A 25,753-nucleotide genomic window follows, 5' to 3' on the forward strand; every position below is an offset into this window, starting at 1 on the left:
TATCTATATATTGCGCCAATTGTAACGGTCTACGATAAAATAAATCCTAGATCGTTACTGAACCTTTTTAAATCAGTTGAGTTCCCCATTGAATAATCAGACCCCGCCGCCTGAAGAGCCTTCTCAAGATCCAATGCTTGAAGATCCAGCACAAAGAGATGCACGCGCGGTACGTCGTTGGTATCCACTGTCTTTTGTGCTCAAATTATTGGTGCTGATTCTTATCGTACTAGCGATTATGTTCGCGATATTCTTTTATATGGCGGGTACTAATTCAGGTACTAAGTTTATTTTAGATAAGATTAGTGCAGAAACAGGCATTAACCTTAAGTATGGTACTGGTAATCTGCGCGATGGTCTGTGGGTTACTGATATTGATATTAAGGTGAATGATGAGCTAGAAGTCTTAGTCGATAAAGCTTATGTAAAAATTGGCTGGCGAGCCATTTTTGCTAAAGAAGTACATCTGCGTGATGCTGATATTCAGCGTATTGAAATTATTAATAAAAAGCCACCAACAGATGAGCCGTACGATTATAAAACCCTTAAGCTGCCAGTCAGTTTACGTTTTGATCAAGCTAAAATAAAGACCATTGTTTATACGCAAGTCACCAAAGAGCCGATTGTTATTCATGATATTAAAACGCGTGATTTAACGTGGGTAGACAGTCTAGTTACCGTGGGTCGCGGAAATTTACATTATGGTGATATTGTCAAAGTCACCGCCTTAAAAGGTAATATTGACTTACAAGGCGATTATCCGCTTGATTTTACCGCAATCGCTGAAGTCAGTGCCTTAGAGAAAGTCTATATTGACCCGCTAGATATCACCGCGACAGGCAGCCTAAAACGTACGGTTGGTAAAGTGCGTAGCCGTTATAATGAAGGTGATGTGCGCGGTGATATTGTCGTACAAGGGCTTGATGAAGGCGCACCGTTCCATGCCAAATTGCAATGGGACGATATCGTTATACCGTATGCTGATGCGCAAAAAATCCATGTAAAAGATGGCACGTTAACCGCCGATGGTGTCATCTCAGAAATTCGTTTGCGTATTAATACTGACCTGACCGCCAAAGATATTCCCTCGGGAAATTATCGTGGACGCGCTGTGATTGCTGATAGTCAGCTGCGTATCGAGCACTTGAATGCGAATGTTCCTGCTGGGCGTTTGTTTGCGCAAGGGGTATTGGATTGGAAAAATAGCTTTGATGCCAAAATATCGGCGACTGCTACCGACTTTGATATTCGCCGTGTCATTCCTGAGGACTATGCTGACTATAAAGTATATGCCCCGCAACAGCTGAATGGTGATTTGTCCGTTCATTATCAACAAAAAAATCCTACGGGCAACCTACAGCTCAATGCTGATTTACGTCAGCGTGACGGTGAGCATGTTAATGCCAAAATTATACAGGGTAAAACGTCAGCAAAGTCAAAGCAACCTGCGCCTTGGTATGTCGATGCCACTTGGCAAAATATTATCCGCAAGCAACTACCAGATATTGGTAACGTCGACAGCCCAAGTGGGCAGGCAAGTATCATTGTTCGTGGCTCGCGTTTATCCGTTGATGCCAAAGCAGAGATTAATGAGCTCAATGTCGCCCCCAAAGGCAACTATGACGTAAGCGTGCGCAAAGCGGGCGACGTTATTGATATCAGTAAACTGAACTATAAAGGGATTGTGGGTGATTTAGCGGGTAGCGGTCAGATTCAGCTAGCAAGCAAACAACGTCCATTAACATGGCAGATAGATGCACGCACCAACGGCTTGCTACCAAAACAATATCGTAGCGACTTGCCGCTTGAACGTCTGACTGGACGTATCAACGCGAGTGGGAAAATGCTGAATATCAGCAAAAACAGTGTCAAAGGTCAACGCCATATTTTCACCTTTAATAACACCGATTTAAAAGCGCAGCTAGATGCCTCACAAGATAGCCGTGCTATTGGTATTACTGGTGGTGGCGATGCGAGCGTGGATATCATCGGTGGTACATTATCGGTCTTTGATGCGCGCTTTGACGGTAATATTGATACCAAAGATGTGCCTAAAGGTCGTCTGTCGATAGACGCCGCTGGTACGCCTGAGCTTATCAGTATTCGCAAATTAAATTATGCGGGTGAAGCCGGTACGGTCAATGCAAAAGGGGCGCTCGATTTACGTAAAAATATCGGTTGGACGGTTGATGGACGCTTTGATAAGTTTAATCTAGGCTACTTCTTACCTAACAATGCCGCGATTTTAACTGGCGATTTGACCACCAGCGGCGAGTGGCAGCCTGCACCTCAAAACAATCCAAAAGCAGCCGGTAAATTACAACAATTTGCGGTGGATTTCGAAGGTATATTAGATGCCGATCAATTGCCCGTGGGTAAATTAACCATTGATGCCAGCGGTGATGATAAGCTGATTCGTATTAACCGCTTCCGCCATGTGGGTGCAGCCGGCAGTATCGATGCTAAAGGGTCAGTCGATTTACGCCAAGGTATCGCATGGGATATCAGCGCTGAGATGGATCGCTTTAATCTCGGCTACTTCTTAAAAGATACCCCGAGTGTTATTACAGGCTCGGTAAATAGTGATGGACGTTGGACAAAAGAACAGCAAACTATCAACTTAAAACAAATTAATTTAAGTGGCATACTAAAAGGTCAACCCTTAAGCGCCAAAGGCAGTCTAGACGCCAAACTACATTTACCGGAAGACTTAGCAAGCTACTTCAAACGTCTGCAAGCGCAAGATGCACAAGCGCAATATAAGCAAGTCAACGCTTTAATAGAAAGCTTAAATGCCGATGATTTAGTGATACGTTGGGGTGATAATTACGTTACTGCCAATGGTAATGCGCGGCAGTTACAGACGAAGATTAATATTACCAGTCTGGATCAGCTATCGGATAAGCTAAGCGGTAAAGTCACTGGCGGTGCCACCTTAACGCAACCCGTAGGGCAGGCGTTACCGACTGTCTATATTGACTTGATTGGTGAGCGCATCTCGTTACCCGGCTTTATTCTGCGTCAAGGTCGTATCAGTGGCAAGGTGGTCAATCTTGCTAATAGTCCAAGTCAGTTGATTGTGAGTGCTGAAGGCTTAGATGTCGCCGGACAAAGCTTTAAAAATGTCACTGCGTTGTTTGACGGTACAGAACAGGCGCATACACTAAACCTTGATGTGACTAATGAGAAACTCGAAGTATCAGCCATGCTAAAAGGTGGCTTTAACCGTGAAAATGTTAGCTGGTCTGGTATCATTGGTAAAGGGCGTGTGCAGTCTAAATATGCCACTTTGAACCAGTTACAACCGGCACAGTTAATTGTCAATCTGCCACAAAATCAAGGTAAAGAGAGTGATGTAAAAGTACAGCTCGCCGCGCATTGTTGGCAAGCCGAAGACCAAACAGGTAAGTTATGTCTGCGTGAAAATCTTATCGCTTCCGCGGCGAGTGGACAAGTAAACCTTGCCGTACAAAAACTAGATAGCTCGCTATTTGCGGTATTCTTACCTAAAGATATTGATTGGCACGGCAAAATTGATGGCAGAGCGATTGTAGGTTGGCAACGTGGCAAGCCACCGACCATTAACACCACATTATACTCAGATAACGGTAAAATTGGTCTGATTCAAGATGGCGACGCTGACCCAGTTATCTTGCCGTACAAGCGCGTGTCTCTGATTGCGTTGTCCGTTCCTGAAGGATTAAAACTACGTACGGATATCAATACGGGTGGCGGTGCGCGTGGTTATGCAGAGGTCATCGTTGATCCGTACAAAACGCCAAAGCCAATTTCAGGAGCACTGGTGCTCAATGAGCTGAACTTAGCCATATTTAAACCCTTCTTCCCAGGAATGCGGGTACTTGAGGGTAATATCACGATGGCAGGTGGACTGGGTGGAACGCTTGATAAGCCACAGTTTTACGGTGATGTGAAGCTTATTAATGGGCGTATTGCCATGCTAGATTTACCGATAAATCTGCGCAGGATCAATGCTGACGCCAAAATTCGGGGTACTGAAGCAATCATTGATGGTAAGTTTAATAGTGGTACGGGTAAAGGCACGCTGACAGGCACAGTCAACTGGCAACAAAAGCTGCAAGCTAAGTTAAGTATCATTGGCGATCGTTTGGTATTGACGCAGCCACCCTTATTGTTGGCAGAGATTAATCCTGATATTGACATCATCGTGCGTCCAGGCGACCGTTATGTCAATATTGAAGGTGCAATCAGTGTGCCTTCAGCGACTATCCGTCCACCAGAGGCGAGCAATGATATCATTACTCAAACGGGAGACGCGGTGGTTCTCGATAGACGTTTGATTGGTAATATCGATGAAGTATTAGCGATATCAAAACCATGGTCTATCAATGCCGATGTCGGTATCGACTTAGGTGATGATATTAACTTCCGTGGCTTTGGCGCAGTGATTCCATTGGCAGGCGCATTGAATGTTACCCAAAACGGTAGCGGTGTGATGCGTGCAAAAGGTGTGATTCAAGTATCACGTCGTACCAATATCAACGTCTTTGGGCAAAGTCTCGAGCTTAATTATGGGCAAGTGCGCTTTAATGGCGACGTGATGAAGCCTAATTTGAGTATTGAAGCGGTCAAAACTATTAGCGGAAAAACGGTGGGTTTACGGGTCAAAGGCAATACGGAGAACCCCAACATTGTCGTCTTTAACAATGCTGGACTCACACAGCAGCAGGCGATGAACGCCTTGGTTACCGGTCGTATTAATAATACTGGTGCGACGCAAATTAGTGAACAAGGCTTTAAGTCTGAAGTCACTAATAACTTAGCGGCAGCGGGTTTGAGCTTTGGTCTGAGTGGCACGCGCACGCTCACCAATCAAATTGGGCAAGCGCTTGGGCTACAAAGCCTAACCGTTGATGCGTCCGGTAACAGTGAAGATACCAACGTTAATGTTACGGGTTACGTGACTCCTGATTTGTATATTCGCTACGGTGTTGGTGTTTTTAATGCGCAAAATAGCTTGTCGATTCGTTATCAGCTCACGCGCCGTATTTATGTCGAAGCAACGTCCGCTGCGGAAAATGCCGTTGACGTGGTATATAGTTGGCAGTTTTAAAAAGGTGCTATTTTAAAATAGGTATCAATTTAAAAAGGTATCAATTTAAGAAATACTCGCTTAAAAAATATTAGGAGTGTTATCCAATAAAAAACGCCTTATCAAAGGCGTTTTTTTTGCTTACTATTATGAGAATATTGTTAGTTTTACAGTAAACGGTAATACAGAAAATAGTAATGGAGCAAAACTACTTGGTCAAAATTAAGCGATTATTACGGGTTAAGCGTAGGCGATATTCTTCACCTTCATGCTTAATTCGTACCTCTTTAGTGAGCGCAAATAAATGTTGTGATTGTAGGGTAGGTAGGCGATTTTCACGGTAGTTTAAGTAACGAGAGAGGACCATACTCATAATTAATTCCTTTTGGCGGGCGTTGAGTGTTCAGTAAGTGTAAATCATAGACAGCGACAGGAGAAACAACGATATGCTGAATGAGTCAATTAACGATAACAATTATCATTTACATTAAAGTTATTTGCAAGTGGTTAATAAAGTAAAATGCCTTTATTATGTAAACTTGTGTAATTCTACATCCATAATTTATTGGCTTTTCTAAAGTTGCTTTTGGAAAGTTATGCCGTTATTTTTTAATTTTTCTCAGGTTCTAGTAGAGTGATTAAATCTACCCAAGTTTAATACACAGGCTTAATGCACAGGACGTTTTTATGCTCAGTTATCAGGTACAACCAACCTCTACAATCGTCAACGTCGCGGTTGCCGTTATTCATTATCAACAACAATATTTACTAGGATTTCGCAATAAAACCCAGCATCAAGGCAATCGTTATGAGTTCGTGGGCGGTAAGATAGAGGCAGATGAGACAGCAAGAGCAGCGTTGATACGAGAGGTGAGTGAAGAGACGGGTATTAATATTAAGGATAATGTCGCTGTTAAGCTTGGGCGTCTGCATCATGATTACGGTGATAAGCACGTGTGCTTACAGGTATATCAAGTGGCATTAACAGATGCGCAGTTTGCCAAGCATCAGTATGAGAGTCACGGGTTAGAGGGACAGCCGCTAGTTTGGGCGGATAAAAATAAGTTGCTGGCAGGCGACTATCCGCTACCCGCTGCGAATCAAACGATTTTGGCATGGTTACAACTGCCAACCCATTTAGTGATTACTTATCCATTAGCGCATTTTAGTGACCAATCAAACGCAACTGCCGCATGGCTTGCTTATCAGCAACAGCATTTACCGCAAGACGCGTGGGTATATATTCGTATTAAAGCCAGTACGGTCAATGAGCAAAGTCAGGAAATAATGCTTATTAAGCAGTTAATGGATTTGCGTCCTGATATAAATGGCGTATTGCCTAATCATCATATTAGCCAAATGCTCACAACGGATAATCAAGACGTTCATCAAGCTTATATTCAAAATCATCCGCATATAAAAGCGGGTCATTTAACCCATACTGAGTTGATGCAATGGTTTAGTGACCTTAAAAAACAGCCCAAACCTAATCAGAAAGATACTAAATGCCTGTCTATAGACCAACCCTTAATCATAAGCTGCCATGATATAGACAGTATTTACGCTGCCAATCAACTTGCTGCGATCCGTCTAAAAAATCAGCAACCACCCGTTATTGGAATGCTACTATCACCGGTATTAGCGACGCAAAGCCATCCTGATGACGTACCACTCGGATGGGAGGCGTGGTCGGCATTGGCGCAACTGGCTGATATGCCCGTTATCTCGTTGGGTGGTCTATCACCAATAATGTCGCAACAAGCCAGCCATTATGGAGCGACAAGTATTGCCGGTATTCGCGAGTTTTTAAAAGATTAACAAGCAAATGGTCAATACTATGACTTTATTGAATTAACACATAATTCTGAGACAAAATATTGCCGGATAAAGCGTTGTTTTGCCTATATTTTACATCAGCGTTACACTGTACTCATTCCAGTGAATAAGGAAAGTATTGCTTACAAACCGTTGCGTTTTCCTACACTGTCACACTGTATTAACGGAGTCCATGCCCTTAATATAAATCATCAATGAATAAGCTAATAGCTACCAAAATAGCTCAATATATTTTAAATGAATAATTTTAAGATTTTATAGATGATGAATTTAAACACGCCACTATTTACATAATAATCAATGGTATTACTATGAAAACCACTCAGTTACCTCAGTCAGCATGGAATGACGAACAGGCAGCCGGTTCTCAGTTGCAGTCGGCTAAGCAGTCAACTACTCCTTATCTTGCTTACGATAAAAAGCAACAAACCGGCTGTGCCAGTAATGATGATGTTTATAAAAGCAGCTCTGATAAAGTTGTGCCGAGTAGCTTAGCAACTCATGATCTTGTCACTAATGCTAAGGTCGGCACGATGGAGCCTAATCATCCGCAAGCAAAAGCTACCATTGATTGCAGTTATAAAAAAGATAGCGGGTATAAAAAAGCGGCTATCAAGGTTAATAATAAGGTGGAGAAATCCTCAGCTATCCTTTATCAATCAGAAGGACAGGCGCAGCCGACGCTTAATAATATTAAAAAAAGCAATGCTAAAAATAACAACGTTAAATCAAGTAATCGCTTATCATCAGCGCCTAGCAACCAAATTCCGGAACGCGTATTTATGAATGGACTTCTTAAACATACGGCTATTGCACTAGCAATTATCATACCGTTAGCTGCTTTCTCAGCTTATGCCGCACCGCAAAACTTGCCGATGAATGCAACGCCTGCGGATACCACAGCAACAAAGACCGCAGCAAATAGTATGGCAACGCTAGCGGTTGAGCCTTCATCAATTATTCATAATCAATCAGCAACCGTACCGACGGCTGTAGATAGTGTCGACCTTGATCAATACGCAGGCACGTGGTATGAAATAGGTCGTTTACCGATGTATTTTCAGCGTAACTGTGCTCGTGACGTGACAGCGACGTATACAGGTAAGGCAGATGGTTCAGGTATTGATGTGCTTAATCAATGCCGTAAAGAAGATGGCTCAATGATGAGCGCTAATGGACTGGCAAAAGCAGTCGATAGCTCAGGTAGTAAGCTCAAAGTAACGTTTTTGCCTTCATGGATTCGTTGGTTACCGGTAGGAAAAGCAGATTATTGGGTATTGGCGCGTGATGCTGATTATAAAACAGCATTAGTAGGCATGCCTAACCGCAAGTATCTGTGGTTACTCGCCCGTTCGCCCAATATCAGTCAGCAAACTTATGCTAAGTATCGCCAGATTGCCCAGCAACAAGGCTATGATTTAAAAGAATTTAAGCTAACCACCCAAACCAATCAGAATGTTACTCTTGTGCCTTAATGAATGTTAGAGCTTAATCTCTTGTACCTTAACAATGCATCTTAATGAGTTTTTCTACTAAGTGGTGATGAGTGCATAAAAAGACTGCTTTATAAGCGGTCTTTTTATTTTAACAATACACCAAATTCTTTTTCATTATAGGCATAATTGCGAGTAATAACGGTTATCACTGGCAAAATGGGGTATTTTAAGCTAAAATCTAAGCGATTTAATCGCAGGGATAGCAATAAAGACTGAGACTTATTGCATTACTGTTATACACAACTTCTAGTTTCTTCATAGTGCCATTACTGTTATAAGTTATTGTTACCTAGTCATCATAACTTCTATTGAACCTACTCTTTACTGATTATAAGGATGTTTCTCGTGAGCAACGCTGATACCTTACGCCAATTACATCAAGACCATTTAAGCCAATATAATAACCAAGAACAACAAGCCATCGAATTGATTGGTTTGTTAAATAAGCTATATAACGAGCAAGACGTACAAGTAACTTTGTTTGGTGAAACGCTTGATAGCACATCAGTGAGCCGCGTATTGGCGTTGCATCAAAAAGCGGCAATCCGCGAGTCGGGCGCTGAGCCTATTGCTATTGCCGATACGTTAGATATGGTAAAAGCGATTGCTGCGCATACGAATATTCAATCGGCAAGCATTGATGTCGGTCAGCTCATTGTGAATAACAGTGACTTAGAAGCGGCATTGCAAGCGGTAAATACCTCTGAGCAAGCACAAAATGGCGCAACTGACGTGGTGTTATACGGCTTTGGTCGTATCGGTCGTATCTTAACGCGTTTGCTGTTATCAAAAGCATCAAGCGCTAAAGGCTTGCAATTAAAAGCGATTGTTGTACGCCCTGCTAAGGCGGGTGATTTAGCCAAGCGTGTGTCATTGCTAGAGCGTGATTCTATTCATGGTAGCTTTACAGGCGGCGTGAGTATTGATGACGACAATAACGGAATGATTATTAATGGTCGTTTTGTGCAAGTTATCTATGCTAACGATCCAAGTGAAATTGACTATACCGCTTACGGTATCGACAATGCATTGGTTATTGACAATACGGGTATCTGGAAAGATGAAGACGGTTTAGGTAAGCATTTACACTCTAAAGGTGTGAAAAAAGTGTTATTAACCGCACCTGCTGGTGGCGAGATTAAAAACGTTGTTTACGGTGTGAATAATAATACTGTTGGTGACGATACGATTGTTAGTGCCGCTAGCTGTACCACCAATGCTATTACGCCTATGCTAAAAGTATTGAACGACGAGTTCGGTATCGAAAATGGTCACGTTGAGACCATTCACTCGTTTACCAATGATCAAAACTTGATTGATAATTATCATAAAGCCGATCGCCGTGGTCGTAGTGCCGTGTTAAATATGGTCATTACCAGCACTGGCGCGGCAAAAGCAGTCGGTAAAGCATTGCCAGAGTTAAGTGGTAAATTGACGGGTAACGCTATTCGTGTACCAACGCCAAACGTCAGCTTAGCGATTTTGAACTTAAATCTAAAAACTGCGCCAGCTAGTGCTGATGCTTTAAATGACTTTATGCGTAAAGTATCTAACAGCAATCAGTGGCAGTCACAAATTGCTTATACTGACTCAACAGAAGCGGTATCGACTGACTTTGTTGGTGACACGCATGTTGGTGTTGTGGATGCGCAAGCGACTATCCTTACCGATAATCATGCCATCGTTTATATTTGGTATGACAATGAAGTGGGCTACAGCACCCAAGTGCTACGTTTAGCCACACAAATGGCAGGCATTAGCTATACTCAAGTGCCAGCCTAATATTTCTAGTATAAAAGAGGGCTATGTTAAACATCGCTATATAAGCATGGTTTGAATACTGTTCTTCAATGTTATACTAGTCATCATTGATATTAAATACAGCACCCGATAGTCTGATTGGTTATCGGGTGTTGTCGCCATAGTAATTGCCGATATTGGCTTTATGTAAGGTCGCACTGTTAAGCAGAGCGTCTTTACATACAGGCAAAATTAGCCCGAGCTGTAACCCAAATTATAAATTAAGGAACGTAACATGCGATTTATTGATGAAGCCATCGTAACCGTAAAAGCAGGCGATGGTGGTAACGGTATCGCCAGTTTTCGCCGAGAAAAGTATGTCCCACGTGGCGGACCAGATGGCGGTGATGGTGGCACTGGCGGTGACATTTATGTTATTGCTGAAGATAATACCAACACCTTAGTCGACTATCGCTACACCCGTCGCTACGATGCCATGCGCGGTGAAAATGGTCATAGCAGAAACTGCTCAGGCAAAGGCTCAGACGATGTCTTCCTACCGGTGCCAGTGGGCACCACCGTTATTGATACTGAAACGGATGAAGTGCTTGGTGACATGACCGAAATCGGTCAGACCTTCCTGATTGCCAAAGGTGGTGATGGTGGTCTGGGTAATACTCACTTTAAAAGCTCAACCAACCAAGCACCGCGCAAAGCCACTTCAGGTTTTGAGGGCGAGCTCAAAGTACTTAAGTTTGAGCTAAAAGTTGTGGCGGACGTTGGTCTTATTGGTTTGCCAAATGCGGGTAAATCAACCTTTATTCGTCAAGTATCAGCTGCGACCCCTAAAGTTGCCGATTATCCATTTACTACCTTAGTGCCAAACTTAGGTGTGGTCGATATTGGTCGTCATCGTTCGTTTGTGATGGCAGATATTCCAGGGTTGATTGAAGGCGCATCAGAAGGCGCAGGTCTTGGTATTCGCTTCTTAAAGCATGTGGCACGCACACGCCGTCTGCTACATATTGTTGATATTCAACCGCTTGATGGTAGTGACCCAGTACAAAATGCGCGTATTATTTTTAATGAGCTTGAGCGTTTTTCACCAGAGCTAGCGAATTTGCCACAGATTTTGATCTTGAATAAAATCGATCAAATAGTTGATGCAGACGAGTTAAATGAGCTTTGCGAACATATTATTGCTGAGCTTGACTGGACAGGCGCTGTGTTTCGTACCTCAACCTTAACAGGTGAGGGTGTTGATCCGGTTAAATACCATTTGATGAATGAGATTGAACTTGAGCGCGAGCGTGAGTTAGAATTTCCAGAATTTGCTGAAGCACAAAGAGCACGCTTTGAGCGTTTAGAAATAGAGGTGCGCCGTAATACAGAAGCACAGCGCGAAGCCTATCGTGCGGCTCGTAAAGCACAACGTGAAGGTACTGACTTGCCTGACGACGATAGCTTTGATGGTGAAGCTTTCGATGATGACGATGATGGTGTCGAAGTGATTTACGCCCCGTAATGTGTACCTTATAAATATGTACCTTATAAAAGAAGATATCTGCTAGTTTGCAGAGTCTTCTTTTATAGAGCAGTGGTTTATTTTTAGACTTATTTTAAAACCTATCCCGCAATATACAGGAGTTTTTATGGCAGGTGACATCGAGCAAACGACCGAAGAAGCAAGGTTTATGACGCAAACCCGCAACTTTGATATTAAGCGCGTTATTGTCAAGATTGGCTCATCATTATTAACCAATAATGGGCGTGGGCTGGATCGAACTGCCATTTACGAGTGGGCAAAGCAGATTGCAAAACTGCATAATAAGGGTATGGAAGTCATTCTTGTATCGTCAGGTGCGGTGGCTGAAGGCGTGGTACGTATGAACCTTGAGGAACGTCCAAAAAAGCTTGCGGCTTTACAAGCTTGCGCGTCTATTGGGCAAATGGGTTTAATTGAAACATGGTGGTCAGCCCTGATTCAACATGGAATACAAAGCTCGCAACTGCTATTGACCCATGATGATTTATCCAATCGTAGTCGTTATTTAAATACCAGTAGTGCGCTCACGCAATTATTAGAATGGCGTGTGCTGCCAGTTATTAATGAAAATGATACCGTTACAATTGATGAGATTAAGTTTGGTGATAATGACACGTTAGGCGCGATGGCGGCAGCGATGGTCAATGCGGATTTATACATTATTTTAACCGATCAAGAAGGTGTATTTACCGATAATCCACGTAATAATCCCGATGCCAGAATGATTCGCCAAGAACGTGCGATGGCGGATTATTTATTTGATATTGCTGGTGATGGCGGTAAGCTTGGAAGCGGTGGGATGTTAACCAAAATTCGCGCGGGTCGCTTAGCAGCAATGGGCGGCTGCCCGACAGTGATTGTCAGTGGTGCTATTGATGATGTCATTACCCGTGTGGTATCAGGCGAGGCGGTTGGCACCTTATTAACGACCAATGAGCACGATAAAATCATCGCGCGCAAACAGTGGATAGCCGCACATTTACGCATGTCAGGAACGCTAATTGTAGATGCAGGTGCTGCCAAAGCGGTCATCGAGCATAACAGAAGCTTGCTGCCTGTTGGGGTGGTGGAAGTGCGTGGCGACTTCGATGAAGGCGATGTGGTAGAAATTATTCATCAAGATACCGGAGAACGCTTGGCGATTGGACAAGTTAACTTCTCGTCTACCGATGCGCGCCGTGTGGCTCGTGAACGTACTGAACAGTTTGATAGAATTCTTGGTAATAAAGAAGAGCGTGTGGTGATGGTACACCGTGATAATTTAGCCTTATCGATGTAAGCTTCTATTTTTCTGTTAATAAGTTTATTGATTGGTTTACAGATATGTTTTTACAGATATGTTTTTATTGATAGGTGCTTATCGCTCTAGTAAACGGGTGGTTTAATTTTAAGAGATACATAGCAGGGCTATGAAACGCCATGATTGTTAGATAAGCTTTATCGACTCATTTTTTAATAAACTTGATTTATCCGTTTTTTTTAATTAATCCTCTATTAACATTGACAATAATACCTATTGTTCTACTTTGGAGATTGGTACATGAGCCTCTCAGACAATAATAATTCCACGAATCAAAAATTCCCTACTTTGAAAAATGATAGATTACTGCGTGCGTTGCGTTTTGAGCCAGTAGACACCACTCCTGTATGGATGATGCGTCAAGCAGGACGTTATTTACCAGAGTATAAAGCGACCCGTGCTGAAGCGGGTGACTTTATGAGTCTGTGTAAAGATACCGCTCGCGCCACCGAGGTGACTTTACAGCCGCTACGTCGCTTTGATTTGGATGCGTCCATTTTATTCAGTGATATTTTGACCATTCCTGATGCGATGGGATTGGGCTTGTATTTTGAGGCGGGCGAAGGTCCTAAATTTAAATACCCTATTCGTCAGCAGTCAGATCTAGAACGATTACCAACGCTTGATGTTAATGATTCGCTAGATTATGTGATGCGAGCAGTCACCAGTATCCGTCACGCATTGAATGGTCAAGTGCCGCTATTTGGGTTTTCAGGTAGTCCTTGGACGCTAGCAACTTATATGATTGAAGGTGGTAGCTCAAAAGATTATCGCTATACAAAAGGTATGCTTTATAGTAAACCTGAGTTTTTACATCAACTGCTCGATAAGCTTGTGATTGCCGTCATTGATTATCTTGATGCACAAGTCATCGCTGGTGCACAAGCACTACAGATATTTGACAGTTGGGGCGGGGCACTTGGTCATCGTCAATTTGTTGAATTTTCCCATGCGTATAATAAGCGTATCGTTGCAGAACTAAAAATGCGTCATCCTAATATTCCAGTTATTTTATTTACCAAAGGCGGTGGTCTTTGGTTGGATATTCAAGCAGACAGCGAAGCGGATGCGTTGGGGCTAGACTGGACGATGCCTTTAGACCGTGCGCGTCAAGTATTAACCGAAAGTCAGCGTCAATTTACCAAGCAGCATAAAACGCTGCAACGTAGCAAGGCGATTCAAGGTAACTTAGACCCTGCAACGCTTTATGGTTCACCAGAAACCATTCGTTCTGAAGTGAAATTCATGCTCGACAGTGCGTATGCGTGTGGTGAAAAGACAGGCTATGTGGCAAACTTAGGTCATGGTATTACACAATGGGTTGACCCTGAGCGTGCTAAAGTATTTATCGATGCGGTACATGAGTACCAAATTTAATAGCTACGATTATCTTCAATAGATGAGCGGTCTAATCAAATTTTTTGAGTTATTTTTGAGCCGTTATAGTTAATATTTTTTTCATAAAAAGGACATCTTATGATTTCAGCAGCCATCGTCGGTGGAACAGGGTACACCGGTATCGAGCTTATTCGCTTATTGTCTGCCCATCCTGAGGTGTCCATTGATTTATTAACGTCGCGTAGTGAAGCGGGTACGCGTGCGGATGAAATATTTCCAAGCTTACGCGGTATTTCTGATTTGGTTTTTAGCGACTTAGGCAATGAGACCTTGTCTACACTACAACAATGTGACGTGGTGTTTTTTGCCACGCCACATGGCGTAGCGATGAAGCAAGCTGAAGCCTTGACCCAAGCTGGCGTTAAAGTGATTGATTTGGCAGCAGATTTTCGTTTACAGTCGCTAGCAGATTTTGAACATTGGTATCAACAGCCGCATGCTTGTCCTGATTTATTGAAAACAGCTGTATATGGTTTGCCAGAGCTCAACCGTGACAAACTTGCTAATGCTTTGATTGTTGGTAATCCTGGTTGCTATCCGACTACCGCTATTTTAGGTTTAAAACCAATTATAGAAGCCCAAAATCAGCAAGCGAACCGTTTAATTGAAGCACGAATCGTGATTGATGCTAAATCTGGCGTATCAGGCGCAGGTCGTCAAGCAAGTATCGCGCTTAATTACGCTGAAACCACTGATAACTTTAAGGCTTATGGCGTGACCGGACATCGCCATTTACCAGAGATTGAACAAGGCATTGCGCAATTATTAAATAGCCAATTTACTCATCGTGTGCGCTTTTTACCACATTTAGTACCCATGATCCGTGGTATGTTTAGCTCTATTCATTTGGAGCTTACGGACGCTGGGCAAGGTGTGGACTGGCAGCAAGTATTTGAGAACAGCTACGCCTCAGAAGCGTTTATTGACGTGATGCCACGTGGTATGTATCCAGATACTCGTAGTGTACGTGCTAGCAACCGTTTGCGTATTGCTGTGCATCAAGACAACGAGCGCGCTGAATTGACCATATTAGTGGTACAAGATAATTTAGTCAAAGGTGCAGCAGGACAGGCGGTGCAAAATATGAACGTCATGTTTGGGCTTAATGAAACGCTAGGTTTAAACGCTGCGCCCATTGTTCCTTAAATGCTAAGTAAGATTATAATCACACGAATATCGTCATGAACAATACCAAATGAACACATTGCCATGAGCGATATTCAGTAAATTAATAATGTCCAACAAATAACGTTTAATCGAGTATTTAATATAGAGTCTAGTAGCGCCGTATCACAGAATCTTTACTGTGAAGTCAGCATGCTTACAGCGCTGTGCTAGGTATTGACTCTAAATTCCGTTATAATATCTCGTTTTCCTGTTAAGAGATACTGTCTAAATGCGTGTTAAGACTGCCCCCCGCTTGCCCTTGCAGCCAGCACGATTGTCGTGTCACGCGCTTGCCTCTGAGTCCATTGAATCATCTCAACAACGATTGCCGTTGAGCATCAATCGGTCGTTCCGTGTTATAAGTACTGCAGGTATTGGCAACAATCAACGGGGTGCAGGAACATGGTTGCTGGCATTGTTTGTAGTCGCCGTTCTCGTAACAGCAGTCGTCGCGTTACTACTGGGTCATAAGCTTGGCTACCAACGCGGTTACTATTCGCTGCAAAATGAAACCAAGCAATCGGCTGTCAGTATCGAACAGAGCAGTAAAGAGCTAAAAGATTTAAAAATTAAGCATAAAATTCTTACCAATCAAGTCGCGACAGCCAAACAAGAGCTGTTAATTAGTCTAACCAACTTAGATGAGCTGCGTCAGACACAGCAGGCCTTAAAAGTAGAAAGTAAGCAAATTTCTCAGCTTAATGATTTATATGCCAAACTGATTACTAAACAAGGTGGTATGCCGTTACAGATTTTGGGTGCTAAAATAGACCCGTTACCTGAGAATGCATTTGAGTTCGGCTTTGATGTGGGTATGCTCAGTGAAGACGGTCAAGCCAAAAATCTAGCAGTCACTTTGACCTTACAAGATAAAGATAACTTTATTGAAGTGCCTTTAGAACCTGCAAATTATGCGATTGAAGGGATTGTACGTATTCGTGGTCGTTTTGTGATGCCAGCAGGCTTTAAACCGTTACAAGTTAAGCTTAATTTAGAAGCCGGTGATCAAAAAGTAGAACAATTATATGATTGGAATCTTGGCGATATGGTAGACAGTATGCCGCTGTCGCTTTTGGACTTACCAGAAGTGGATCAAAGCCCAATTGCCAGTAATAACCCAGTCATTACGAAGAAAGCGAGTGCCAACCCTAAAACCGATAGTAAGGCAGGTAGTGAAAAATAGTATGCCAGCTATTTTAATACTTATCTAAACCAGTTATCTATAAAAAGAGTCATCACGCTCTTTTTATATGAATTTACCAAACCTTTTTTACATACCTTGTTGAATACTGATTGCTATGATAAAAAATACATTAATTGATAGGCATTCGATGATTGATGATTGGCATTTTCCAGCGTTGCCATTCGGTCATCGTGCGCAGGTTCATAATCCTGAAAGCGAGACCACTCCACACACTGATTTACTGGTTGCCGAGCCTGAAATCGCCAAGCCCCCAATGTATGCGGTGGTTATGTATAATGATAACTACACACCGATGGAGTTTGTGGTTTATATACTGCAATCGGAGTTTCGCCACAATGTCGATACCGCGATCGAAATTATGATGACGATTCATAATAGTAGTAAAGGAATCGCTGGTATTTATCCCAAGGATATTGCTGAAACTAAAGCTAAAAAAGTCAATAGTTTGGCGCATCGTGAAGGCTATCCTTTATTAACTCAAATCGAACCGCATCAGGGCGAATAAAGCATGGCGAATAAGGTAAATGACCTTTGTCTTATTCTGGCTTTTCGCTCCATCGTTTTATTCTAGTTTTTTGCTCCATAGTGGTTTAAAAAAATTGCTATGTCAGCATGATTAAATGAGACGTCATTCTTTATGACTCACGTAATCATGCTAATCTATTTTCTTATTTTATCTCACTGTTTATTTCGCTGTAAAATTTTCTTAAAATCCCCGCTATTTCTCTCCTGTCATCAACTTTGATGCCCTTGATTTTTGCCATGATTAGCCTTATATAGGTTTAATCGTCAGTGATTATCTGTTTTGTCTTAAGATTTATTAGCATTCTCTTATATCTTCTTTTCACAACTCTTTATTTTCTATACTCATTATACTTTTGATGTTTTCTGCCTGAGTCAGGCAAGCTTAGGGCTTATTGTCAGCTATTTATTATGGTCAGTCTGTTCATTGAGCGTATGCTAAATTAGCAACTTAATTAGCTGGTCTGATGGGTATGGTATGTTGCTGATATAAGCTTTGATACATTTTAGTACGTGTTAATAGATTGACTATCTTGCTTTATCATGTTGATATGAATATAGGCAGTCGTTAATGATTTTGATAAATACTGATACCAATATCATCGCAATTTTTGAGCAGCATTTTTAGAGGTTAATGAGTAATTGAATAATAATGCTAAGAACCAACTATTACCCTTGAACAGTCCAGTTGCCGCCCTGATTTAGTAACCATGTGATTCACAAAACTATCAAATTATAAAGATAGGTATAACCGTAGGAATTCCTTATGTTAAGTCGTCATCTTGAAGTCTCTTTGCGTTTAGCAATGACCCTTGCGCGCCAAAAATCGCATGAGTACCTCACTGTTGAACATCTATTATTGGCATTATTAGAGAATACGCATGCCGCTAATACGCTGAATGCTTGTAATGCCAATATATCTGGCCTACGTACCGAGCTTGAAGCTTATATCAATAAGCATACGCCAACGATAGATGTGGATATTGAGCAGTCACCGCAGCCGACGCAAAGCTTTGATCGTATCTTGCAACGTGCAATCTTCCATGTGCAGTCTATTGGCGGCGGTCGATTGGTTGAAGGCTCAGATATCTTAGTATCTATGTTCTCAGAGCATGATACGTATGCTGTCTATCTGCTTAAAAAGCAGGGTATTAGTCGTCTTGAGCTGACTCAGTATCTATCGCATGGTCAAGATAAAGATGAACCTTCTGAACCTCGTGCTTCAATGACGGGTGATCGCCGTACTGCGTCGGAAAAAACTAGCAAAGATCCGTTGGTGGAGTTTGCTAGTAATCTAAACCAGCGTGCAGCGGAAGGGAAAACTGATCCCTTAATTGGGCGCGGTCCTGAGATTGAGCGTGCCGCGCAAGTGTTATGTCGCCGTCGCAAAAACAATCCGTTGTTAGTGGGTGAACCAGGTGTGGGTAAAACCTCAATTGCCGAAGGTTTGGCATGGTTAATTATCAATAATAAAGCGCCAAAACCTCTCAGCGGCTGCGTGATTTATAGCCTTGATATTGGTGCATTGATTGCCGGTACTAAGTATCGCGGTGATTTCGAAAAACGTATGAAGGCATTATTGGACGCGCTTAAGAATAAACCTAATGCTATCTTATTCATTGATGAAATTCATATGATTATTGGTGCAGGCTCGTCCATGAGCAGTAATATGGATGTGTCTAATTTAATTAAGCCTGCGCTTGCGAATGGTGAATTGCGCTGTGTGGGTTCAACCACTTTTACAGAATATCGTCAGGTCTTTGAAAAAGATCATGCACTATCACGCCGTTTTCAAAAAATTGATGTTAAAGAACCAAGTATTGATGAAAGCATCGATATCTTACGCGGTCTTAAACCACGCTACGAAGAGTTCCATAATGTTGAATATACTGATGCCGCCTTGGTTAGTGCGGTACAGCTATCAGCCAAGCATATTCACGAGCGTTTCTTACCGGATAAGGCGATTGACGTTATCGATGAAGCGGGTGCATATAAGCGTCTAGGCGTTATCCCTGATGCGGATGATATTAATACTGAAGACAGTTTAATTGCTGATTTAGAGCAAGTACTTAATGCTGATGACATCGACGATGACGCTGATACCGATAACGAGATGCAGAATGAAGTAGCATCCGCTAAAGCGGATGACCAATCTAAGACTGCTGATCGTTCACAGAAAGTGCCAAATAAAAAACCACCGATGAAAATTGATGTGGCAGATATCGAAGCTATTGTTGCTAAGTTAGCACGTATTCCGCCCAAATCGGTATCAAGTGACGATAAAGGCGTTCTTAAGCATTTAGACCGCGATTTGAAACGCTTGGTGTTTGGGCAAGATGAAGCGATTGCTACCCTTGCTGATGCGATTAAATTGTCGCGAGCAGGGCTTAAAGCACCTGAAAAGCCGATTGGTTCCTTTATGTTTGCAGGTCCTACAGGAGTAGGTAAAACAGAAGTGTCGCGTCAATTGGCAAATCTATTAGGCGTTGAATTAGTACGCTTTGATATGTCAGAGTATATGGAAGCGCACACGGCATCACGCTTAATTGGTGCACCGCCAGGCTATGTAGGCTATGATCAAGGAGGCTTATTAACCGAGAAAATTAATCAACATCCGCACTGTGTGCTGTTGTTTGACGAAATTGAAAAAGCGCATCCCGACGTTTTTAACTTGTTATTACAAGTGATGGATCATGGCACATTGACTGATAACAATGGTCGTATTGCCAGCTTTAAACAAGTCATTGTCATTATGACCACTAACGTCGGGGCAGAGAGTATCAGTCGCTCTTCGATGGGCTTTACTGAACAAGACCATAGCCGTGATAATAATGAATCACTTAAGCGGGTGTTCAGTCCTGAATTCCGCAATCGCTTAGATGCTATTATTCAGTTCAATCCGCTTGATACCTCAGTCGTGGTATCTGTCGTTGATAAGTTCTTAGTTGAGCTACAAGTGCAGCTTGATGATAAGCAAGTGACCTTAGAGATTGACGATGAGGTACGCGAATATCTAGCGGAAAAAGGCTATGACCGTCTGATGGGTGCACGCCCAATGCAGCGTCTGATTCAAGATGAGATTAAAAAGCCATTGGCAAATATGATTTTGTTTGGTGACTTGGTGAATGGCGGCGTTGTCCATCTGACGTTAGAGCCGAAAGAAACAGATGCTGAAGGTGTTTCTATAGAGAAGACCTCTTTTAATAACAGCAATAATATGCAAAGTGATAAAGGTTCAGCGGATAGCCGCATCATATTGACGGTGGTGGAAACTCATGAGCCGCATTCAGACTCTGAGTCACTAGCCAGCTAATAAGCTGTTATTAATAAGTAGTTGGTATTAATAACTGGTTAGTATTAACAACTAAGACACGTATAAAACGGTTACTATGATAAGTAGCCGTTTTTTTATGGTCAGGTAACCGCCACTTATTCATCTCATTTATGTTATTAATCCACTTTTATAATGAAAAATAATATAGTTTTTTGCTACTATCCTATTTGACAGTATTTCCTATATTAGATAGCGATATTTTTCATCGTTATATGTATCCTAACCCTTTATAAAACAATTAAAATAAGGCTAAATTTCAATGGAATTATTTGATAATGAGCAAACAGATCAGGAAATAGCTAAAACGGCTGAACAAAAACAAGCCATTTTAGACAAGGTACGTTTGCCAGCAGACTGGAAAACAGCGTTAGCGGATGAGCTGACTTCTGATAATATGGATGCACTGCGTGAGTTCTTGAAGCAAGCCTATCAGTCAGATACGAGCGTTTATCCGCCTGCACATTTAATGTTTAATGCTTTTAACTTAACCCCATTATCACAAGTTAAAGTCGTGATATTGGGTCAAGATCCCTATCACCGTCCGGGGCAAGCCATGGGATTATCGTTTTCTGTGCCGAAAGCCATTCCGAAGCCACCGTCACTGAATAACGTCCTTAAAGAAATGGCGGATGATATTGGTACGCATTATTCAGCGCATGGTGATTTGACTTATTGGGCACAGCAAGGCGTGTTGCTGCTAAATAGTTCATTGACGGTCAATGAAGGTGAACCCAATAGCCATCAGAATGCTGGTTGGGAATCGTTCACTGATGCGGTTATTAATATTGTTAATGAGCAAACAGACCATACCGTATTTATTCTGTGGGGCAGCAAAGCCCAAAAGAAAGGCAAGTATATTAATACGGATAAACATTTAATTTTAACTGCCGTGCATCCGTCGCCATTAGCTGCCAATCGTGGCGGTTTTTTTGGCTCTAAGCCATTTTCTAAAACCAATGATTATCTGGTTCAGTATGGTCAAACGGCTATAGATTGGCAGTTGCCGCAGTAAATTAGAGTAGATAGCAATGAGTATGCACATGCAGAACCGACTCCTACAGCCATCTATTATTTCTATTGATAACATAAGCACCAGTAAATTTTGGTCACTCCAAGATGTTAACTGGATGAATGACGCCATAGAACTTGCACAATATGGCGCTGAGCGTGGAGAAGTGCCTGTGGGCGCGGTACTGGTTCATGAAAATGAAGTCATTGGTAGAGGTTTTAATGAGCCTATTGGTCGCCACGATGCCACTGCACATGCTGAAATTGTCGCATTAAGGGACGCGTGTCAACGTTTACATAATTATCGGTTGCCACAGCAAACGACCTTATATGTGACACTAGAGCCATGTACCATGTGTATTGGTGCCCTTATTCATGCGCGGGTTAATAGGTTAGTCTATGCAGCATTTGAGCCTCGGGCTGGTATGGTGAATAGCCAAATAAACTTGCCCACTCAACCCTTTTATAACCATAGTATTCAAGTGCAACAAGGCTTATGTGCTGAGCATAGCAGTCAAATGCTTAAAACTTTCTTTCATCAGCGTAGGCAGGCAGCAAAAAAGAATAAAAGCGCGCTTACGCCGCCGTAAGATATCCAGTGAAATGCTAGTGATAGTAGGGTTTATTTGTTATAATGGCGCACTATTTGGCTGTGCCAATGCAATTTATCTAGTAAGTAATTGATAACTAAGCAAATATTGTTTAATAAGTGTTCCCTATGACTGTTTCTAGCTCGTTGACTGATTACACTATAAATAACGCGGAGACACATTCTTTGCGCTATCCTGTGATCTGTATTGATGGACCCAGTGGCGCGGGTAAAGGGACAGCGGCATGGCGTTTAGCAAAAACGTTAGGATATCAGCTATTAGATTCAGGTGCTTTATATCGCATCGTTGGACTAAAAGCTTTTGAGGCAGGATTGATTAGTGCGGATACACAACAGCAGCCCATTAATGAAACAGCTTTATTGGAGCTGACCAAAAGTTTACACATTGCTTTTGAACCTAATCATGACTCAGGTCGCGTCGATATTATTGTTAACGGTGACATCATAGGTGAGCAAGTTCGCAATGAAACTGTTGGCGGATATGCATCACAAATAGCGGTATTCCCACAAGTACGTCAAGCCTTGCTAAAACTACAGCAAGATATGGCGACTCGTTCAGGATTGATTGCCGATGGTCGTGATATGGGCACAGTCGTTTTTCCTGATGCCGATGTTAAAGTATTTTTGACTGCTAGTGCTGAAGCTAGAGCCCAGCGCCGCGTCACTCAACTGATTACCGCTGGACAGACAGCAGATTTTGATGCAATTTTAGAAACTATTAAAGTGCGTGATGATCGTGACGAAAACCGTACAACAGCACCTTCAAAACCTGCAGAAGATGCCTTACTGATTGATAGCTCAACCCTTGATGCTGATACTGTTTATCAGCGGATAAAAGAACATTGTCAGGCATTAGGTATTTGTTTTTGATGGTTGTTATTGCACTAATGATTATTAATGCTTAATGACTATCTGATGCCATTATTTTGAAAAGCGTAGCATATAAAATATAATTTACAAAAATAGCCCACTTTATCCGCTTTTAGTATAAGATTGTAGTAAGACATATTGTTTACTAATATAAGAATATGGGTGCTAAAAGAAGTAAAGACAGTTTTTGCTAGTGAGTATTATGAATAACATGCTTATTACCAACAAATGTTTTTTTATATGAAGGTATAAGATATAAACCCAGTATCTCGTTCTCGTTTTACATCTTCATAAATTTGATCCGTACTGTGCTGGACAGGCTACGGCTATACAAAGGTAGACATAATGGAATCATTTGCTGAACTATTTGAAGCAAGTATTGAAAATCAGGGTCTGGATATCGAGCGTGGCTCGGTTATTACCGGTACTGTTGTTGCCATCGATAACGATTGGATCACAGTAGACACTGGTCTGAAATCTGAAGGCATCGTTGCACGTGAAGAATTTTTAAGCGACGAAGGCGAGCTTGAAGTAGAAGTTGGCGATAGCGTTGATGTCGTGGTTGAAGCGGTTGATAACGGTATGGGTAATACCTTACTGTCACGCGAAAAAGCCAAACGCGTCGAGACGTGGAATATCCTTGAAAAAATCTATGACAACAATGAGATTGTAAAAGGTGTTATTTCTAGCAAAGTAAAAGGTGGCTTCACAGTAGATATCGGTACTGTGCGCGCGTTCCTACCAGGTTCATTGGTAGATGTTCGTCCTATCCGTGATACGACGCACCTAGAAGGCAAAGAGTTAGAATTCAAAGTTATCAAACTTGATCAAAAACGTAACAACGTTGTGGTCAGCCGCCGTGCCGTTATGGAAGCTGAAAACTCAGCTGAGCGCGAAGAGCTATTGAATAAGCTTGAAGAAGGTATCGAGATCGAAGGTATCGTTAAGAACCTAACTGATTATGGTGCATTCGTTGATCTTGGTGGTATTGATGGTCTATTGCACATCACTGATATGGCATGGCGCCGTATTAAGCACCCATCTGAAGTGGTTGAAGTGGGTCAAGACCTTAAAGTTAAAGTACTTAAATTTGACCGTGAGCGCAATCGCGTAAGCCTAGGTCTAAAACAATTGGGTACTGATCCTTGGGATAACGTTGGCGGCACTTACCCAGTAGGTAGTGTGGTTAAAGCTCGCGTAACCAACTTAACTGACTATGGTTGTTTTGCTGAAATCTCTGAAGGCGTTGAAGGTCTAGTACACGTATCAGAAATGGATCATACCAACAAAAATATCCATCCATCAAAAGTAGTTCAAGTTGGTGACGATATTGACGTAATGATCCTTGATATCGATGAAGAACGTCGTCGTATCAGCTTAGGTATCAAACAAACTCTAGCCAATCCATGGGATGAGTTTGATAAGAAACATGAGCGCGGTGATAAAATCACTGGTACGATCAAGTCAATCACTGACTTTGGTATCTTTATTGGTCTAGATGGCGGTATTGATGGTTTAGTTCACTTGTCAGACATTTCTTGGAATGAAACTGGTGAAGATGCTATCCGTAACTACAATAAAGGCGACACCGTTGAAGCAATGGTATTGTCTGTAGATTCAGAAGCCAATCGTATCAGCTTAGGCGTGAAACAATTAACTTCAGATCCATTTAACGAATACCTAGTCAATAATGACCGTGGTGCTATCGTTAATGGTAAAGTAAAAGAAGTTGACGCTAAAGGCGCAACGATTGAACTTGCTGACGAAGTTGAAGCTTATCTACGCGCTTCAGAGATTCAACGTGACCGCGTTGAAGATGCGACTAAGCATCTGAATGTTGGTGATGATGTTGAAGCTAAAATCATCAGCGTTGATCGCAAAACACGTAATATCAGCCTGTCAATCAAAGCAAAAGACGAAGCTGAAGAGCGTCAAGCGATTAAAGAGTTAAGCAGCAGTGCACCACAAGTAGCAACTACTGATGCTCAACCAAAAACTATTGGTGATTTGATTAAAGAGCAAATGCAGTAAGTTTTACGCTTGTAATAATCAGTAGTAATAAAAAAAGCGACTTCGGTCGCTTTTTTTTGTCTGGATTTTATCGCTTATTTAATTCTCGCTATTATTTGCAACACTGAGTAACAAAATGTAAAATAGAGCTAAGTATTTGAAATATCATGAACTTTTAAATAGTGGTAATAAGAGTAGTTCATGAGAATGCTTTTAATTAATATATGAATATTCAGTATTTTAATTAAGATATGAGTACTTAATACAAGATTTACTCTCGCAGTTATAATAACCATCCATTAATGAGGCAAGCGTAATAATGCAACAAGCTATTAATAAGTCCGACTTTATTAACAATTTGAGTGCTAACTGTGACACCATAACTGATATGGTTATTGATGATGCCGTACGCGAAATTCTAAACCTAATGATAGACACCTTGGCAAAAGATGGCCGTGTGGAAGTTCGTGGTTTTGGCAGTTTTTGCTTACATCATCGTCGTGCACGCACAGGACGTAATCCAAAAACAGGTGAGAGTGTGCCGGTTCCTGCTAAAGCGATTCCGCATTTCAAGCCAGGCAAGGCGTTACGAGAAGCCGTCAACGATAATGTCGCGTTATCATAACAATAGATAGATAATC

17 protein-coding genes are annotated in these 25,753 nt (G+C 41.9%); 16 read left to right on the top strand and 1 reads right to left on the bottom strand.

The genetic code is table 11. From position 1 onward, the window contains the following. Positions 1-133: 133 nt before the first annotated feature. On the top strand, positions 134-5,092 hold the full coding sequence (locus AOC03_RS10785; protein ID WP_062536748.1) for a translocation/assembly module TamB domain-containing protein: 4,959 nt from the start codon (positions 134-136) through the stop codon (positions 5,090-5,092). 187 nt (positions 5,093-5,279) lie between these two features. Here AOC03_RS10785 and hemP read toward each other — a convergent pair whose 3' ends face one another. Continuing rightward, a complete protein-coding gene (gene hemP / locus AOC03_RS12575) occupies positions 5,280-5,438 on the bottom strand; it encodes a hemin uptake protein HemP (RefSeq protein ID WP_420480459.1) in 159 nt (52 codons plus the stop codon). Between the two features lie 320 nt (positions 5,439-5,758). On the opposite strand from hemP, the gene AOC03_RS10790 reads away from it, so the two are divergent. From AOC03_RS10790 to AOC03_RS10860, 15 genes are all read left to right on the top strand, one after another. Continuing rightward, the gene (locus AOC03_RS10790; RefSeq protein ID WP_062535887.1) at positions 5,759-6,889 is read left to right on the top strand and encodes an NUDIX domain-containing protein; all 1,131 of its coding nucleotides are present in this window, start codon (positions 5,759-5,761) and stop codon (positions 6,887-6,889) included. 329 nt (positions 6,890-7,218) lie between these two features. Continuing rightward, a complete protein-coding gene (locus AOC03_RS10795) occupies positions 7,219-8,382 on the top strand; it encodes a lipocalin family protein (RefSeq protein WP_062535889.1) in 1,164 nt (387 codons plus the stop codon). A 357-nt stretch (positions 8,383-8,739) separates the two neighbouring features. Beyond that, entirely contained in the window at positions 8,740-10,185 is a 1,446-nt protein-coding gene (locus tag AOC03_RS10800; protein WP_062535891.1) for a glyceraldehyde-3-phosphate dehydrogenase, read from the top strand. Between the two features lie 253 nt (positions 10,186-10,438). Next, positions 10,439-11,668 (top strand): Obg family GTPase CgtA, encoded by a 1,230-nt coding sequence (cgtA, locus tag AOC03_RS10805; RefSeq protein WP_062535894.1) that lies wholly within the window; start codon positions 10,439-10,441, stop codon positions 11,666-11,668. Between the two features lie 127 nt (positions 11,669-11,795). Next, complete coding sequence (proB, locus tag AOC03_RS10810; RefSeq protein WP_062535896.1) at positions 11,796-12,968, top strand: glutamate 5-kinase; 1,173 nt, start codon at positions 11,796-11,798, stop codon at positions 12,966-12,968. 261 nt (positions 12,969-13,229) lie between these two features. After that, positions 13,230-14,366 carry a uroporphyrinogen decarboxylase gene (gene hemE, locus AOC03_RS10815; protein WP_062535899.1) on the top strand — a complete coding sequence of 379 codons (1,137 nt, stop codon included), beginning with the start codon at positions 13,230-13,232 and terminating at the stop codon, positions 14,364-14,366. 99 nt (positions 14,367-14,465) lie between these two features. After that, positions 14,466-15,533 carry an N-acetyl-gamma-glutamyl-phosphate reductase gene (gene argC / locus AOC03_RS10820; protein WP_062535901.1) on the top strand — a complete coding sequence of 356 codons (1,068 nt, stop codon included), beginning with the start codon at positions 14,466-14,468 and terminating at the stop codon, positions 15,531-15,533. A 250-nt stretch (positions 15,534-15,783) separates the two neighbouring features. Beyond that, a complete protein-coding gene (locus tag AOC03_RS10825) occupies positions 15,784-16,737 on the top strand; it encodes a hypothetical protein (protein WP_204247911.1) in 954 nt (317 codons plus the stop codon). A 115-nt stretch (positions 16,738-16,852) separates the two neighbouring features. After that, the gene (locus tag AOC03_RS10830; protein ID WP_062535904.1) at positions 16,853-17,263 is read left to right on the top strand and encodes an ATP-dependent Clp protease adaptor ClpS; all 411 of its coding nucleotides are present in this window, start codon (positions 16,853-16,855) and stop codon (positions 17,261-17,263) included. Positions 17,264-18,046: 783 nt separating this feature from the next. Beyond that, positions 18,047-20,593, top strand: a complete 2,547-nt coding sequence (gene clpA, locus AOC03_RS10835; RefSeq protein WP_062535906.1) for an ATP-dependent Clp protease ATP-binding subunit ClpA — start codon at positions 18,047-18,049, stop codon at positions 20,591-20,593. 280 nt (positions 20,594-20,873) lie between these two features. Next, on the top strand, positions 20,874-21,626 hold the full coding sequence (locus tag AOC03_RS10840; RefSeq protein WP_062535908.1) for a uracil-DNA glycosylase: 753 nt from the start codon (positions 20,874-20,876) through the stop codon (positions 21,624-21,626). Positions 21,627-21,654: 28 nt separating this feature from the next. After that, entirely contained in the window at positions 21,655-22,212 is a 558-nt protein-coding gene (gene tadA, locus AOC03_RS10845; RefSeq protein WP_157049317.1) for a tRNA adenosine(34) deaminase TadA, read from the top strand. 128 nt (positions 22,213-22,340) lie between these two features. After that, the gene (cmk, locus tag AOC03_RS10850) at positions 22,341-23,102 is read left to right on the top strand and encodes a (d)CMP kinase (RefSeq protein WP_062535910.1); all 762 of its coding nucleotides are present in this window, start codon (positions 22,341-22,343) and stop codon (positions 23,100-23,102) included. Positions 23,103-23,444: 342 nt separating this feature from the next. Then, on the top strand, positions 23,445-25,133 hold the full coding sequence (gene rpsA, locus AOC03_RS10855; RefSeq protein ID WP_204247959.1) for a 30S ribosomal protein S1: 1,689 nt from the start codon (positions 23,445-23,447) through the stop codon (positions 25,131-25,133). A gap of 298 nt (positions 25,134-25,431) precedes the next feature. After that, on the top strand, positions 25,432-25,737 hold the full coding sequence (locus AOC03_RS10860) for an integration host factor subunit beta (RefSeq protein ID WP_062535914.1): 306 nt from the start codon (positions 25,432-25,434) through the stop codon (positions 25,735-25,737). Positions 25,738-25,753: the final 16 nt, after the last annotated feature.

The sequence above is a fragment of the Psychrobacter urativorans genome (genome assembly GCF_001298525.1).
GTDB lineage: Bacteria > Pseudomonadota > Gammaproteobacteria > Pseudomonadales > Moraxellaceae > Psychrobacter > Psychrobacter urativorans_A.